Source organism: Paraburkholderia sp. FW306-2-2C-D06C, assembly GCF_058781505.1.
This window is the reverse complement of sequence record NZ_JBYSWU010000089.1, coordinates 1-14,586: the sequence shown is the minus strand read 5'-3', so window position 1 is coordinate 14,586 and position 14,586 is coordinate 1. Positions and strand designations below refer to the sequence as shown.

Genomic DNA, 14,586 nt, shown 5'->3' with positions numbered 1-14,586 from the left:
CCTCCGCTTCCTCCGCTTCCTCCGCTTCCTCCGCCTCCACCGCTTCCTCCGCCTCCACCGCTTCCTCCGCCTCCACCGCCGCATTCTCGGCGTGTAGGAAATCCCCTACACGCCTTCGCGCTCGCCTACCCGAAGTTCGCTCGCCGCCGATTTCAATTTGAGACAGCGCCGCCGATACTTCGAGTCATGAACTCAAGCCCGGCCCAGCACGCACTGCGTATCTTTCTCGTCGAAGACGCGATCCCGATCCGTCAACGGATGGCGGCGCGCTTCGGCGCAATCAACGGTGTCGAGATTGTCGGCGAAGCCGAGGAACCCGGCGCCGCGCTCGCCGGTATCGAAGCCACGGGAGCCGATGTCGTGGTCGTGGATTTGCGCCTGACCGGCGGCACCGGTATCGAACTGCTGCAGAGCCTCGCGCGGAGCATGTTGCCGGCGATCGCGATCGTGCTGACGAATCACTCGAGTGCCTGGTTCAGGCAGGCGTGCCTTGCGGCCGGCGCGCAGTACTTCTTCGACAAGACGAGCGAGTTCGATCTTGCATGCAGCACGATCACGCGGATTGCCCACGAGCGTCGCGCGCGTGGCCTCAATTACTCGATTACCTAGGAGCACACCATGTCTGACGTCGCTGAATATTCCGAAATCATGCCGCGCCAGCGTGTCTCGCAGCCGGCTTCAGGCCATTCCGCGCTCGCCACGTCAGTCCCCACTCGCCGCGCCGCGCACTGTTCAAGCTGCACGATGCGCTCGATCTGCATGCCACAAGGCCTGACGCCGGCCGAACAGGGGCGGCTGGAGTCGCTGATCTGCGTTTCCCGCACGATCAAACATGGTGAATCGCTATATCGCGCCAACGATTCGTTCCAGAGCATCTATGCGGTCCGCGCCGGTTCGTTCAAGACCGTCGTCATGCATCGCGACGGCCGCGAACAGGTCACCGGCTTTCATCTGGCCGGCGATTCGCTGGGTCTCGACGGCGTCTGCTCGGGCCGGCACAGCTGCGACGCAATAGCCCTCGAGGACAGCAGCGTCTGCATCATTCCGTTTCATCTGCTCGAAGCCATGTGCCGCGAGGTGCTGGTGGTGCAGCAGCACGTCCATCGTCTGATGGGGAGTGAGATCGTTCGCGAGGCCACCCTCATGATGCTGCTCGGCACGATGTCCGCCGATCAGCGGGTCGCGGCATTCCTGCTGAACCTGTCGGGAAGGCTCAAGAAACGTGGCTATTCGCCGGCGGAATTCAATTTGCGCATGACGCGCGAGGAGATCGGCAGCTACCTCGGGATGAAACTCGAGACCGTCAGCCGCATGTTTTCGAAATTTCAGAAAGACGGCCTTGTCGATACACATGGCAAGCAGATCAGGATTCTCGACCTCGACGGCCTCGCGCGCGTGTAGTCCGGGCAGCGCACGCACAGCCCGGCACCGATCCGGAAAACACGCAGGAGGCCCTGAATGAACGCACTTTCCCGGAACACGGCCTGGTCCGTCGACGAGCATCAACTCGACCCAAACGCCAGCATCCAGGACAAACTGCGGTTCGCACTGCGATACGCGGTGCTGGCGCCATCCAGCCATAACACGCAGCCTTGGCATTTCATCGTCGACGGCGACTGCGTCACGCTGTGCGCAGACCGTCTGCGGGCGCTCCCGGTGGTCGACCCCTTTGATCGCGAGCTGATCATCAGCTGTGGTGCTGCGCTGCTCAACCTCCGCGTTGCGCTGAGCCGCTTCGGTCTTGCCTACGCGATCACACTGTTTCCGTCGCCGGCCGACGTGGACGTATTGGCACATCTGCGGGTCCTGCACGACGGCCTTTGCGATACCCGCCTTGCACCGCTGTTCGACGCGATACCGCGGCGCGTCACGACCCGCGAAACCTTCGCCGACGAGGCCATTCCGGCCGAACTCCGGCTGCGGCTCGAGGAAGCCGGCGCCGCCGAGGGCGCGGATATCGTCTGTGCCGAGAACGCGGCCATGCGCGAGCATCTCGCGGCGCTGATCGCTGAAGCCGATCACGCGCAATTCAAGGATCCCCGCTTCCGGCGCGAACTTGCGAGCTGGATCCATCCGAGACGCAGTCAGGATGGCATGCCTGCGTTGTCGCCGAGTATGCTTGCCCTGCTCGATCTCGCGGTGCCCCTGGTCGGCTCGGTGATTCGCACGTTCGACCTGGGCGGCGGCTTGGCGGCTGCTCATCACACGCTGGTCGCCGGGTCGCCGTTACTGCTGTGCATCGCCACCGGAGCGGACGATGCGGCCGCATGGCTAGCGGCAGGTCAAGCGCTTGAACGGGTGCTGCTTACCGCGGCGGACGCGGGCATCACAGCTTCCTATCTGAATCAGCCGATCGAAGTGGCTTCACTGCGCGAGCAGCTACGCGCCGCGCTGAATCTGGATGGCATGCCGCAATTGCTGCTGCGCATCGGCCGCGGCCGGCAGGCTCCACACTCGCCGCGGCGTCCGCTGGCCGACGTCGTGTCGTAGAGCCGACGCGGCCCATGCCCGTGTCAGGAATCGTCTCCTGCTGTAGGGTTCAGCAGCAGGACGAAGCAGGCAACACCGGCAACGAGCGCCGCCGCGCCGTAGCGAATGAAGTCCGTACTATCGAACAGCAAGCCGCGGATCAATGCCGCCAAACCTGCCAACGCGACAAAGACGGCAATCGCCGCAACGGCGATCCTGGATTCTGCCCGGACCATGATTTCTCCCTTGGCTCAAGGCGCGTGATTTCGCATCGACGCGGCAGTTCGCGAGCCGTCGATGACGAATTGATCATCGACCCAGCCAAGGTATTGCTATTGATTTGAATCAAGGTCTGGATGCTTCGCTTCACATGCAAGCGGGTCCCGCAAAATCGACAAGTCATTCAACAGGAGAAAGCCGACCAGCGGCGATCGTCGAAAAAGGCCATGCGATTTCGCCGGACGCGTAGACTGTCGAGAATCCATTGATTCAGATCAACCCCGGTGCCCCGTTCGGGGCGAACATGCAATGCATGCCTGGCGTCCAGAAGCGCGTCTGCTCGCCCCGCCGATCGAATGCTTCGCTTCGCCGCCAGGCGCATCGGAGTCACGAAGCCGCTCCAGGCCACCAATAGCCCCCTGTTCTCCTGAATGGGATGCCGAATCTGGCGCGCGAATTGCTTCAGGTTGTGCCCACACGGTTCTGGCAAACGACCAGACCTGACTCGCAGGAGGAGACCATGCGCGATGATGTCCATCACGCCACGACGCCAATCGCACCGCGTGAAGCTGCCTGGCTCACGCCATCCATTCAGAAATCTCACGAGCGTTCGCAAACATTCGGCTTGAGTGCCTCGATGCGGCCGGACTATGACGTCCTGCCGGCTGCGGAACTGACGTTGAAGCTGGAGCAAAGCCGGATCCTGTGCGCGCATGCCACCCCGGTGATGGAAACGCTGCACGAACAGATCGTCAACACGCAAAGCATGATTGTGCTGACCGACGCCGAAGGGCTCATCCTGCATTCCATCGGCGACGACGATTTTCTGAGGCGGGCGGAAAAGGTTGCGCTGCGTCCGGGCGCGAATTGGGCCGAGGAGCGGCAAGGAACGAACGCTATCGGTACGGCCATCGCCGAATGCTCTCCCACGGTCGTTCATGGCGAGCAGCACTACCTGGCCGCCAACCGCTTTCTCACCTGCTCCAGCGTGCCGATCCTCGATCCGTATGGCGATCTGATCGGCGTGCTCGACGTCACGGGCGATCACCACAGCTACCACCAGCACACGATGGCGCTGGCCAAGATGTCCGTGCAGATGATCGAAAATCATCTGTTTACCAATACCTTTCGCGAGACATTGCAAATCGCCTTTCATGGCCGGCCCGAATTTCTCGGCACGTTGATGGAAGGCATCGTCGCGTTCACCTGCGATGGCCGCTTCCTGTCGGCCAACCGCAGTGCGCAGTTCCAGCTGGGCATGCCGCTCGCGGCATTGCGCGCGCATACGCTGTCGTCGCTGTTCGGCCTGACGAGCGCGCAACTGATCGACCGTCTGCGCACAAGCCGCGATCGCCATCTGTCGCTGAACCTCAATAGCGGCGCGGTCATTTGTGCGCACGTCGAGTTCCGGCGCGTCACACTCGCCGACGACGGCCTGGTGCCGCAGGCGTACGGCGCGGCAAAGCCAGTGCTGCGTTCCGACCCGCCGCCTGCGGCTGTCGCCGCAGGCACGCTGTCGAAGCTCAGCTATCTGGACACGGGCGATCCGCAGATCGCGGCGGTCATCGCAAAGGTCCGCAAGGTGCTCGGCAAGGACATCCCCATCCTGATCACCGGTGAGACGGGTACGGGCAAAGAACTGCTCGCCCAGGCCATCCACAACGATTCGCCACGCAGGTCTGGGGCGTTCGTCGCGGTCAACTGCGCGTCGATCCCGGAGAGCCTGATCGAATCCGAGTTGTTCGGCTACGAGGAAGGCGCGTTCACCGGCGCGCGCCGCAAAGGCGCAACCGGAAAACTGCTGCAAGCGAACGGCGGCACGCTCTTTCTCGACGAGATCGGCGACATGCCCTACCCGCTCCAGGTGCGGTTGCTGCGCGTGCTGCAGGAGCGTCTCGTCAATCCGCTCGGCTCCACGAAGTCGATTCCCGTCGATATCGCGATCATCTGCGCGACTCACCGCGATCTGCGTGAAATGATTGCGCAGAGCTGTTTCCGCGAGGACCTGTATTACCGCCTGAACGGTCTGGTCGTGAAGTTGCCGCCGCTGCGCGAGCGCACGGATCTAGCCGCCGTGATCCGGAAAATGCTGCAAAGCGCGTCGCTGGATGAGGCCGACGGCCGGCGCCTGAGCGTCGCAAGCGACGTGATGACGCTGTTCGAACAATGCATGTGGCCGGGCAACTTCCGCCAGCTCGGCAATCTTCTGCGCACGGCGGCCGCCATGGTGGATGAGGACGGAGAGATCAGGCGGGAACACCTGCCCGACGATTTTTTCGACGATTTGCGCAGCGCCGCCGGGCCTGCTGCGGGCACGCTCGAAACAGGCCCATTGCAGGGCGGGCGCTTGCAGGACGTCACCGCCTGTGCGATAGCGGCGGCGGTTGCCCAGCATCGCGGCAACGTGTCGGCGGCGGCCCGTGCGCTGGGTGTCTCGCGCAACACCATCTACCGGAAATTGCCAGCGTTGGCCGGCACGGACGGCGGAACGGACGAGTTCGGACAGCAGTCTGACTGACATCATCGTGTGCGATCTGGAAGCGCAGCGTCTCGCATCACGCTGCGAACCGCGTTAAACCGCGTGTGTTTCACGGGTGTTCCATATTGCAACAGCGGTGTCCTCCAATTGAACAGCACGCTGTCGCCATTGTGCTATCTGCCGGTCAAAGTCTGCGCAGCGAAACGCGTACTCACGGATGACGGTGCGTTCGTTCGGAACGCGATGCGACCGCTTTGTGTCGATTTGCTCCGATCGCTCCGCTCGACCTGCCCGGCACGGAGCTTGCGTTGAATGCGATGACCGCTTTACACATGCGGTTTTTCCAATCACATGCCGCATTCAAGGAGACAGCCATGCAGTGGACTACCCCCGCCTATACCGATCTGCGCTTCGGTTTTGAAATCACGATGTACATCGCCAATCGCTGAAGCAACGATGAAGCGCCGCCCGCCTCTCACAATAAGTGTGCGCGGCGGCGCCCGGAGCATCACTCATGAAGATCAAGATTCTTGGTTCGGGTGCAGGCGGCGGACTACCGCAATGGAACTGCAACTGTGCGAACTGCACCCAGGCCCGTAACCGCGCCGGCGATGTGTTACCGCGCACCCAATCGTCGATTGCAGTGAGCGGGAACGGCGTCGACTGGATTCTGATCAACGCATCGCCGGACCTGCTCGCCCAATTGCGTGCGAATCCGGAACTGCAACCCGCCCGATCGATCCGCGACAGCGGCATCGCCGCCGTCATCCTGATCGACGCGCAAATCGATCACGTCACCGGTTTGCTGATGTTGCGCGAACGCACGACACCGCTGCCGCTGTATGCCTGCGCACCCGTGTTCGACGATCTCTCTAGCGGCTTGCCGCTCGTTCCGCTGCTCGGCCATTACTGCGGCGTCGAGCGTCACGAGATCGCGCTCGACCAACCCTTCACGGTCGCGCCGGCGGAGGGCATCCGCTTCACCGCGTTGCCGATCGAGAGCAAGGCGCCGCCTTATTCGCCGCGCCGCGCCGAAGCCGCGCCTGGCGATAACATCGCGCTGCTGATCGAGAACGTCGCCACAGGTGCGCGCGTTTTCTATGCGCCGGGTCTCGCGGCTGCTCCAGAACCCGTGCTCGAAGCGATGCGCTCTGCGCAACTCGTGCTGGTCGATGGCACCTTCTGGTCCGCTACAGAGATGATCGACCTCGGTCTGTCCACGCATCACGCCGCCGACATGGGCCATCTCGCACAGTGCGGCTATCAGGGTCTGCCCGGCATGGTTCAACTTCTCGACGCACTGCCCAGCACGACGCGCAAGGTGCTGATTCACATCAACAACACCAATCCGATTCTCGATCCGCATTCCGCCGAACATGCCGTGATACGCGCCCGCGGTATTGAAGTGGCGCGCGACGGAATGCAATTTCAGGTATAGCCATGAACGCCCCGCTGCCCACCGATGTTGCCCATACCGCCCCCTGGCCGCCGGGCGAATTCGAAGTGCGCCTGCGCGCGCTCGGCGCGCACTATCACATTCATCATCCGTTCAATCAGCGGATGAACAGTGGCCAGTGTTCGCCGAAGCAGATTCGCGGCTGGGTTGCAAACCGCTTTTATTATCAGATCAACATCCCGCTCAAGGACGCCGCGATCCTGTCCAACTGCGACGACCGGCAGACGCGCCGCCTGTGGATCGAGCGGCTGCACGATCACGACGGCTACGGCGACAACCCCGGCGGCATCGAAGCGTGGGCGCACCTCGCCGACGCGGTTGGCATCGACCGCACGGCATTGTGGTCGCTCGAGCACGTGCTGCCCGGCGTGCGCTTCGCGGTCGACGCCTATGTCAATTTCGCGCGGCGGGCGCCGTGGCAGGAGGCAGTCTGCTCTTCGCTCACGGAAATGTTTGCGCCGCAGATCCATCGCGACCGGCTGGCCGGCTGGCCGGACCTCTATCCGTGGATCGACTCGCAGGGGCTGCAGTACTTTCGCAGCCGCATTCCGCTCGCCCAGCGCGATGTCGAGCACGGGCTCGACATCACGCTCAAGCACTTCAAGACACCCGACGCGCAACAGCGTGCCCTCGACATCCTGCGCTTCAAGCTCGACATTCTGTGGTCGATGCTCGACGCCATCGAAAAGGCGTACCCCGTATGAACGCCCCACACCCCGATCACTACGCCAGCCTGCGGCCACGTCTGCGCACGATGTTCCGTCTGCAATGGGAAGACGCGCAGGATGCCTACGTGTTGCTGTATCCCGAAGGCATGGTCAAGCTCAATCCGAGCGCGGGCGAAATTCTCACGCGCTGCGACGGAACCCGCGAACTGGACGACATCATCGGCGAACTGGAAGATCTGTTCAGTGCATCGAACCTTGCCGCCGACGTGTATCGCTTCATCGACCATGCGCGGCAACGCGGCTGGCTGGACTGACATGAACACCGCGACCGGCACCCCTGGCGCTCGCCCTTCCCCGCCGTTGTGGCTGCTGGCGGAACTCACGTATCGCTGCCCGCTCCACTGCGCGTTCTGCTACAACCCTGTCGACTTCGCCAGTCATGGCGCGGAACTCGACACCGGGACCTGGCGCGACGTGATCACGCAAGCCCGAAGCATGGGCGCCGCGCAAATTGGTTTCTCCGGCGGTGAACCGCTGGTGCGCGACGACCTCGAAACGCTGGTCGCGCACGCCCGAGGACTGGGCTTCTATACGAATCTGATCACGTCGGGCGTCGGGCTCAACGAGACGCGCATCGCGCGTCTGAAAGACGCCGGTCTCGATCACATCCAGCTCTCGTTTCAGGACTCGACGCGCGAAGTCAACGATTTCGTGTCCAGCACGAAGACCTTCGAGCTGAAACAACGGGTAGCGCGCCTGATCAAGGCGCACGGCTACCCGATGGTGCTCAATTGCGTACTGCATCGCTATAACCTGCCGCACGTCGGGCAGATCATCGAGATGGCGCTCGAGATGGGCGCCGACTACCTCGAACTGGCGAACACGCAGTACTACGGGTGGGCCATGCTCAATCGCGAGCAGTTGATGCCAACCAGCGAACAGCTGCACGAAGCCGAAGCGACCGTCAATCGGTACCGCGAACGGTTCGGCGATCGCTGCCGCATCCTGTTTGTCGTCCCCGACTATTTCGAAGCACGCCCGAAGGCCTGCATGAACGGCTGGGGCTCGGTGTTTCTCGGCATCGCGCCCGACGGCACCGCTTTACCGTGCCATGCGGCGCGCTCACTGCCGGGTCTCGATCTGCCCAACGTGCGCGACGCTTCACTCGTGGACATCTGGTACGACAGTCACGCGTTCAATGCTTTTCGCGGCGACGGCTGGATGCGCGAGCCTTGCCGGAGTTGCGACGAGCGGGAGACCGATCACGGAGGCTGCCGCTGTCAGGCGTATCTGCTGACTGGAGATGCCGCGGCCGCTGACCCGGTGTGCGCAAAGTCCGAGCATCATGGGCAAATCGAGCAGGTAGTGACACTCGCGCGGCGGCCGGCACGTGACAGCGAGGCGCAGCCGTTGATTTTCCGCAGCAGGGATAACTCGTTGCTTCTGGGGTAGTACGGCGGTTTGGTTTAGATGGGAGGTGACTGGAGATGTCGCCGCATCCATCATTTATCGCTCGTACGTCGCGCCCCTTCCTGAACACCCATTCCCCCTTTGACAGCCGGCGATCTCCGTGAAGTACCCGGAGATCGCCGGGGGCATTCGCTATTGCGAGGTCCGCGCGTTGAGCGGAGTCGACGACGCTTTGGCGTTGTCGTCCGTCAGCCTGGTCTTGCCGGCGCTGTAGCCGTTCGAATACAACAGGAACGCCATGATGTCCGCATAGTCCTGCGGTTTCATCTTGCCGGGACGGTCTGCCGGCATATTGTTCGCCATGTATCCATACACGCCGCCGATGGTGAGCTTCGCGTTGGCGGCCGGCGCGAAGGACGGACCACGCAACGCGGGCGCATTCAAACCTTGCAGCTCGGGACCGTGGCACTTCGCGCACGCACTCGAGTACAGCGTCTTGCCGTGCGCGACCTGCGCGCGGTCAAAGCCGGGAGCGTCGGCTGGCGCGCTTGCATCGACCTTGATGAAGCGACCTTGCGGCGCCTGACGATTGCCGGCCAGTGTCATTCGCCACACTGCCGAATCGCTACGGCCAGGGCCGTCGCGGTAGGCAAATGCGCCCGCAGGAGACCCTGCAGCCTGAACCGATTCCGGCAGCCGCCAGGCGCGGGTCAACGCCCCCAACCTGCCATCGGACGCCATCTTCTCCAGCGCGGCGTCGATGCGCGGCTGTAACGCGGCCCCGTTCTTGCCAAATGCAAACACCAGATTCCAGTCGGCATACGGCGAGGCGGCGCCCGCAATCTTGAAGTGCCGCTGCGGATGCTCAATCGTATAAGCCACAACGGCCGGATACCAGACGATCGCGCGTTGGGCACGTCCGCTTGCGACGGCATCGACTGTGAGTTGCGCCGTGTTCTCCAGGTCGAGCTTGACACCGGCTTGCTGCACGGCGATCAACTGCGCGGGGCTCGCGTAAGTTGCCGCGACGACTTCTGCGCCGCTGGCCTGCGCTGACGACCCGTGCGAAGTGACGCTCACATAGCCGGACTGCAGATAGCCACGCGAGAAAGTCAGCTTGCTGCCGGAGCCGTCGGCGACTGCCGAGCGCGGGAAGCCTGCGATGACATCGCATTTGCGCGCAAGCGCCTTGTTGAGTTCCTTCAGCGACACGCCGTCGTCATCGTTACCGTCGAATCCACCGGGTGCGAGCGACATGGCGATACCCGCCGTACGAAACGCTTCGCGCGCCACCGCCTCGTCGAGCGCGGTCGACGGGCTGCCTGGAAACGTGCAGACGCGCACACCGGCGGTAGCGATTCCTGGCGCGAGCACGGCGCTACCTAGCAGCACACTGGCCAGAGCAAACGAATTAAGTCGAGTTTTCATGATCCTGCTTCCGGGAAAGACCGGGCCGCCGCGACTGGATTGCCCGCGCAAATGTGCGCTGAGCAACCTGACGTGGCGGCCACGTGAACATCAGCTATGGTTGAGCGCAAACACGTACAGCGTGCCGCCGCGTGGGACCTTCTCCGCCGACTTCGCCATCGGACCACCCCAGATCGGGTTAGCGCCGCCGTAACCGGCGAGAATGGCGACATACTCCTTGCCGTCGACCTCGAACACCGACGGTTGAGCAATGATCCCGCTAGCGAGTTTCGGGCTTTGCCACAGCACCTTGCCGGTCGCCTCGTCGAACGCATACAGATGGCCGTCGAGCGAGCCGCTAAAGGCGAGGCCACCCGCCGTGGTCGCTACGCCGCCATTCCACGGCAGCTTGCTCCAGTGACTCCAGACCTTCTTGCCGGTGTCGACATCGATCGCCTGCAGTTCGCCATAACCCTTGCTGCCGGGCTCCGGTTTGATCTCGAACCCTTCGCCGAGGTACGGCAACCCCTCCATGTAGTTCACCGACTTACCCGACAGCGACATGCACGCATGCAGCGCAGGAACGATCGCGAGATGCTTGTCCGGATCGTACGAAACCGACCACCAGTTCTTGCCGCCGAGGAAGCTCGGACAGGTTTCGATCGTCGTGCCGGCCTTCGGATATTTCGACGAATCCTGGATCGGCGAGCCGTCCGCCGTATAGCCGGTGACCGAGGTCGCCGTGACAAAGGGCTTCGCGTAGATCAGCTTGCCGGTGCCGCGATCGATTGCGTGGAAAAAGCCGTTGCGGTCCGCATGGATGATGGCGTCGTATTCCTTGTTCTGGTACTTGATCGTCGCAAGCACCGGTGTATTGACGCCGTCGTAATCCCATGTGTCATGTTTCGTGTACTGGTAATGCCATTTGAGGTTGCCGGTTTTCGGATCAAGCGCGAGCAGTGAATCGGAGTAGAGGTTGTCACCCGGACGCAGATCGGCGAGCCACGGCCCGGGGTTGCCGACACCCCAGTAAAGCGTTTTCGAGGCGGCGTCATAGGTGCCTGTCAGCCAGGCCGGTGCGCCGCCATGCTCCTGCATGCCGTTCGGCCATGAGTCACCGCCCTTTTCCCCGGCTGCCGGCACCGTAAAGCGTTTCCACAGCACGTTGCCGTTATCCGGATTCAACGCCGCGATGAAACCGCGCGCGCCGTATTCCCCGCCTGCGCTGCCCACTACCAGCGCGCCGTCGAGCGCGAGCGGCGCGAGGGAGAACGCGTAGCCCAGCCCCGGCTCGAACATCTGCTTGCGCCAGACGAGCGCGCCTGTCTGCGCATCGAGCGCCGCGACGTCGCCGCTCAGCATGGCGACGTAGACGTTCTTGCCGTATAACGCCACACCGCGGTTGATCACATCGCAGCATGCTGTCTTGAACGATTCGGCCCCGAGTTTCGGCTCGAACTTCCAGAGTTGCTTGCCGGTTGCGGCATCGAACGCGTACACGTTGTCCTTCGGCGTGGTCACGAACAGATAGCGGCCATTGACGATCGGAGTGGCTTCGAAACCCTGCTGCAAGTCCGCCGGAAACTTGTAGCTCCACACCTGTTTGAGGTTCTTGACGTTGGCTGCGTCGATCTGCTTGAGCGGCGAATGCGCCTGACCGTTATAGGTGCGGTAATACGTGAGCCAACCGGGGTCGCTCTGCGCCGCTGTCAACCGCTCATAGGTGACGGCCGGATAGTCGTCCGCTGCTGCCGCCGACGCGAATACCAGACTGACGGCGGCGGCCACGCCCAGCGCTAGCGCCGTGGGCCGCGTCGCCGAAGTTAAACGTGCTTTCATCCTTGTCTCCTGTGTCGACCAGAGTTGCCGCTTTAGCGGCTTACTCTGGTCCCATGCGACATGGTTGTTGTTGAGTTGCCGCTTTAGCGGCTTACTCTGGTCCCATGCAACATGGTTGCTGTTGAGTTGTCGACGCGAGGCCGTGCGGCGGCGCCATCGTCTAGTGAGCGCAGACTGGCTGCCGACCATTCAAGGCAAGTCGCGTGCCATTGGCAGTGGTGTGGCCGCAAGCCGTAGCGGCTCATGAAGGACGGGCGCGAGTGCTGTTAAACGGCCGCCGCGGCGTGACAACTGGTGTTGCACGCTGGCGCAGTCGAGCGAGGATGTGTTGCTAAAAATGACAGTTGCCACGCAGGTGGATCGACCGGCACATATGCTCGATCCACTCGCCGCGACGTGTGCGCCGCACGCGGTGCGTGGCATCAGATGCGGCTAACGATGCGACTAACGCCTGTCGCGACGCGGCCAATACCTGATGGCACGCTTCTCGCTGAACGCTCCGCACGATGAAGAGCGTCAGCAGTGCGGATGCGTCGAGGCAACGCATGCTTTCTCCATCGAGACCAGCCACACAATCATTGGAGGAGTCCAGCATGAATCACGCAGATATGCAGTTTCTCGATGTCGAATTTCCGTATGCGCGCCAGTACGCCAATTTCATCGGCGGCGAGTGGGTTCCTCCGGTGCGCGGCGAATACTTCGACAACGTGTCGCCCATCACCGGCGAACCCTTCACGTCGATTCCGCGTTCGACGGAAGAAGATATCGAGCTCGCCCTCGACGCGGCCCACCGCGCCCGCAAAGCGTGGGCCGATACCGCGCCGGGCGTGCGCGCGAATATCCTGAACCGCATTGCGGACCGCATGGAGCAAAACCTGTCGCGTATCGCGGTCGCTGAAACGATCGACAACGGCAAGCCGCTGCGCGAAACGCTCGCCGCCGATATTCCGCTCGCGATCGACCACTTCCGCTATTTCGCCGGTTGCATCCGCGCACAGGAAGGTTCGATCTCCGAGATCGATGCGGATACCGTGGCCTATCATTTCCACGAGCCGCTCGGTGTGGTCGGCCAGATCATTCCGTGGAATTTCCCGATCCTGATGGCGGTGTGGAAGGTAGCGCCGGCGCTGGCTGCGGGAAACTGCATCGTGCTCAAGCCGGCCGAGCAAACGCCTGCGTCGATTCTCGTACTGGTCGAACTGATCCAGGACCTGCTGCCGCCGGGCGTGCTGAATGTGGTCAACGGTTTCGGCCTCGAAGCCGGCAAGCCGCTCGCATCGAGCAAACGCATCGCGAAGATCGCCTTCACCGGCGAGACCACCACGGGCCGCCTGATCATGCAGTACGCGAGCCAGAACATCATTCCGGTGACGCTCGAACTCGGCGGCAAGAGCCCGAACATCTTCTTCGCCGACGTGATCGACCACGACGATGGTTACTTCGACAAGGCGCTCGAAGGCTTCGCGATGTTCGCGCTGAATCAGGGCGAGGTGTGTACGTGCCCGTCGCGCGTGCTGATCGACGAAAAGATTTACGACCGCTTCATGGAGCGCGCATTGAAACGCGTCAAAGCGATCACGCAAGGGCACCCGCTCGATACGAAAACGATGATCGGTGCGCAGGCCTCGCAGGAACAGCTCGAAAAAATCCTCTCGTATGTCGATCTCGGCAAGCAGGAAGGCGCCGAATGCCTGATCGGCGGCGAACGCAACACGCTGGGCGGCGAGCTGAGCAAGGGCTACTACGTGAAGCCGACCGTGTTCCGCGGCCATAACAAGATGCGCATCTTCCAGGAAGAGATCTTCGGGCCGGTCGTTTCCGTGACGACGTTCAGAACCGAAGAAGAAGCGCTGGAGATCGCCAACGATACGCTCTACGGTCTCGGCGCCGGCGTGTGGACGCGCGACGGCACGCGTGCCTATCGCTTCGGCCGGGAGATCCAGGCGGGCCGCGTGTGGACCAACTGCTATCACGCGTATCCGGCGCATGCGGCGTTCGGCGGCTACAAGCAATCGGGTATCGGCCGCGAGACTCACAAGATGATGCTCGATCACTATCAGCAGACCAAGAACCTGCTCGTCAGCTATAGCGAGAAGCCGCTCGGCTTCTTCTAACGCTCTTCTAACGCGTCGCCGTCCGGAGCGGCATGAGGGCCGCTCCGGATGTTTCGTTTATCGCACGCGCAAGCCACGAAACATCCCTGCTTCACTTCCACGCATACCGCACGCCGATCCTTGGTAAGGCAGACGGACACCCGCCTGAACAAACTTATGTTGTACCGCCATGATGATCTTTCGTATGTGCGATAGCGCACGGAAGAATTCTGACGTGGGTTCATAGTCGTTTTGGTCGTCTTGATATGAGGAGTGTGACCTGCGTAATCCCGGCATCAAATTCGCCATATTGACAGGTTCATCAGGATTGCTGCTTGCGGGCTGTGCCGGGACGCATGGGAAATCGCTCGCGTAGAGGGTTTGGAGCGAACAATGGGCATCAATCGGGACAATTCCAGGTTTAGGCTCCTCCTGCACACCGGGTTTGTGGCATTGGCGTACTACGCAAGCGCAAAAGTAGGACTTGCTTATGCGATAGTGGGCGGCGCAGTGTCTCTGGTGTGGCCTTCCAGCGGCATCGCCCTT

The 14,586-nt window shown here is 62.4% G+C and carries 14 protein-coding genes; 11 read left to right on the top strand and 3 right to left on the bottom strand.

Annotated features, from left to right (window positions below; all coding sequences use genetic code 11):
• The first annotated feature begins 186 nt into the window (after positions 1-186).
• From AC3WLT_RS35845 to AC3WLT_RS35830, 4 genes are read left to right on the top strand one after another with little or no spacing between them, the layout of a single operon-like run.
• Complete coding sequence (locus AC3WLT_RS35845; RefSeq protein WP_492596305.1) at positions 187-609, top strand: response regulator; 423 nt, start codon at positions 187-189, stop codon at positions 607-609.
• Between the two features lie 9 nt (positions 610-618).
• Positions 619-1,401, top strand: a complete 783-nt coding sequence (locus tag AC3WLT_RS35840; RefSeq protein WP_492596304.1) for a helix-turn-helix domain-containing protein — start codon at positions 619-621, stop codon at positions 1,399-1,401.
• 57 nt (positions 1,402-1,458) lie between these two features.
• A complete protein-coding gene (locus AC3WLT_RS35835; RefSeq protein WP_492596303.1) occupies positions 1,459-2,490 on the top strand; it encodes an Acg family FMN-binding oxidoreductase in 1,032 nt (343 codons plus the stop codon).
• Between the two features lie 20 nt (positions 2,491-2,510).
• Positions 2,511-2,813, top strand: a complete 303-nt coding sequence (locus tag AC3WLT_RS35830; RefSeq protein ID WP_492596302.1) for a hypothetical protein — start codon at positions 2,511-2,513, stop codon at positions 2,811-2,813.
• A 59-nt stretch (positions 2,814-2,872) separates the two neighbouring features.
• Here the strand turns inward: AC3WLT_RS35830 and AC3WLT_RS35825 are convergent, their stop codons facing one another.
• Positions 2,873-3,229, bottom strand: coding sequence for a hypothetical protein (locus tag AC3WLT_RS35825; RefSeq protein WP_492596301.1), 357 nt, complete (start codon positions 3,227-3,229; stop codon positions 2,873-2,875).
• On the opposite strand from AC3WLT_RS35825, the gene AC3WLT_RS35820 reads away from it, so the two are divergent.
• The 6 genes from AC3WLT_RS35820 to pqqE all read left to right on the top strand — a co-directional run bounded on the left by AC3WLT_RS35820 (position 3,209) and on the right by pqqE (position 8,743).
• Complete coding sequence (locus tag AC3WLT_RS35820) at positions 3,209-5,206, top strand: sigma-54-dependent Fis family transcriptional regulator (protein ID WP_492596300.1); 1,998 nt, start codon at positions 3,209-3,211, stop codon at positions 5,204-5,206. The genes AC3WLT_RS35825 and AC3WLT_RS35820 overlap by 21 nt on opposite strands.
• Before the next feature lie 335 nt (positions 5,207-5,541).
• Complete coding sequence (gene pqqA / locus AC3WLT_RS35815) at positions 5,542-5,616, top strand: pyrroloquinoline quinone precursor peptide PqqA (protein WP_006410019.1); 75 nt, start codon at positions 5,542-5,544, stop codon at positions 5,614-5,616.
• 65 nt (positions 5,617-5,681) lie between these two features.
• Positions 5,682-6,605, top strand: coding sequence for a pyrroloquinoline quinone biosynthesis protein PqqB (pqqB, locus tag AC3WLT_RS35810; RefSeq protein ID WP_492596299.1), 924 nt, complete (start codon positions 5,682-5,684; stop codon positions 6,603-6,605).
• A 2-nt stretch (positions 6,606-6,607) separates the two neighbouring features.
• Positions 6,608-7,327, top strand: a complete 720-nt coding sequence (pqqC, locus tag AC3WLT_RS35805; RefSeq protein WP_492596298.1) for a pyrroloquinoline-quinone synthase PqqC — start codon at positions 6,608-6,610, stop codon at positions 7,325-7,327.
• The gene (gene pqqD, locus AC3WLT_RS35800; RefSeq protein WP_492596297.1) at positions 7,324-7,605 is read left to right on the top strand and encodes a pyrroloquinoline quinone biosynthesis peptide chaperone PqqD; all 282 of its coding nucleotides are present in this window, start codon (positions 7,324-7,326) and stop codon (positions 7,603-7,605) included. Before pqqC ends, pqqD begins: the two co-directional genes overlap by 4 nt.
• The gene (pqqE, locus tag AC3WLT_RS35795) at positions 7,577-8,743 is read left to right on the top strand and encodes a pyrroloquinoline quinone biosynthesis protein PqqE (RefSeq protein WP_492596306.1); all 1,167 of its coding nucleotides are present in this window, start codon (positions 7,577-7,579) and stop codon (positions 8,741-8,743) included. The genes pqqD and pqqE overlap by 29 nt, the downstream gene beginning before the upstream one ends.
• 150 nt (positions 8,744-8,893) lie before the next feature.
• Here pqqE and AC3WLT_RS35790 read toward each other — a convergent pair whose 3' ends face one another.
• Positions 8,894-10,129: a c-type cytochrome gene (locus AC3WLT_RS35790; protein WP_492596296.1), complete on the bottom strand. Its 1,236-nt coding sequence runs from the start codon at positions 10,127-10,129 to the stop codon at positions 8,894-8,896.
• A 90-nt stretch (positions 10,130-10,219) separates the two neighbouring features.
• Entirely contained in the window at positions 10,220-11,947 is a 1,728-nt protein-coding gene (locus tag AC3WLT_RS35785; protein ID WP_492596295.1) for a methanol/ethanol family PQQ-dependent dehydrogenase, read from the bottom strand.
• Between the two features lie 593 nt (positions 11,948-12,540).
• Here AC3WLT_RS35785 and adh point away from each other — a divergent pair.
• Positions 12,541-14,061, top strand: coding sequence for an aldehyde dehydrogenase (gene adh, locus AC3WLT_RS35780; RefSeq protein WP_492596294.1), 1,521 nt, complete (start codon positions 12,541-12,543; stop codon positions 14,059-14,061).
• The last annotated feature ends 525 nt before the right edge of the window (positions 14,062-14,586 follow it).

Excerpts from the sequence above, each read along its gene's own strand:
- AC3WLT_RS35845 (WP_492596305.1), top strand. The coding sequence starts at position 187 with ATGAACTCAAGCCCGGCCCAGCACGCACTGCGTATCTTTCTCGTCGAA.
- AC3WLT_RS35840 (WP_492596304.1), top strand. The coding sequence starts at position 619 with ATGTCTGACGTCGCTGAATATTCCGAAATCATGCCGCGCCAGCGTGTC.
- AC3WLT_RS35835 (WP_492596303.1), top strand. The coding sequence starts at position 1,459 with ATGAACGCACTTTCCCGGAACACGGCCTGGTCCGTCGACGAGCATCAA.
- AC3WLT_RS35820 (WP_492596300.1), top strand. The coding sequence starts at position 3,209 with ATGCGCGATGATGTCCATCACGCCACGACGCCAATCGCACCGCGTGAA.
- pqqB (WP_492596299.1), top strand. The coding sequence starts at position 5,682 with ATGAAGATCAAGATTCTTGGTTCGGGTGCAGGCGGCGGACTACCGCAA.
- pqqC (WP_492596298.1), top strand. The coding sequence starts at position 6,608 with ATGAACGCCCCGCTGCCCACCGATGTTGCCCATACCGCCCCCTGGCCG.
- pqqD (WP_492596297.1), top strand. The coding sequence starts at position 7,324 with ATGAACGCCCCACACCCCGATCACTACGCCAGCCTGCGGCCACGTCTG.
- pqqE (WP_492596306.1), top strand. The coding sequence starts at position 7,577 with ATGCGCGGCAACGCGGCTGGCTGGACTGACATGAACACCGCGACCGGC.
- AC3WLT_RS35790 (WP_492596296.1), bottom strand. The coding sequence starts at position 10,129 with ATGAAAACTCGACTTAATTCGTTTGCTCTGGCCAGTGTGCTGCTAGGT.
- AC3WLT_RS35785 (WP_492596295.1), bottom strand. The coding sequence starts at position 11,947 with ATGAAAGCACGTTTAACTTCGGCGACGCGGCCCACGGCGCTAGCGCTG.
- adh (WP_492596294.1), top strand. The coding sequence starts at position 12,541 with ATGAATCACGCAGATATGCAGTTTCTCGATGTCGAATTTCCGTATGCG.